General features: G+C 61.5%; 1 pseudogene. It reads left to right on the plus strand.

Annotation, left to right across the window (positions count from 1 at the left end):
- Positions 1-247 (plus strand): annotated as a pseudogene (locus tag SB765_RS32540) (alanyl-tRNA editing protein); the annotation flags it as partial.

Below are 247 nucleotides of genomic sequence, written 5' to 3' on the forward strand. Positions count from 1 at the left end.
GGCGGGCCAACGAACTGATCGGCTTCGATGCACCCATTGAGCACTACGCGGTCGAGGGCCTGGAAGACGCACGTTTGTGGACCTACAACGGCATCGAAATTCCGTGCGGTGGCACACACCTCGATTCACCGGGGCGTATAGGGCGCCTGAGCGTCAGGCGCAAACGCCTGGGCAAAGGTAAGGAACGGCTGATCTGCGCGTTTCCCGATGCCGAAATCGACCTGTCCACCTACCACGGGCACGCACT

The organism is Pseudomonas sp. SIMBA_067, from assembly GCF_046534675.1.
Taxonomy (GTDB): domain Bacteria; phylum Pseudomonadota; class Gammaproteobacteria; order Pseudomonadales; family Pseudomonadaceae; genus Aquipseudomonas; species Aquipseudomonas putida.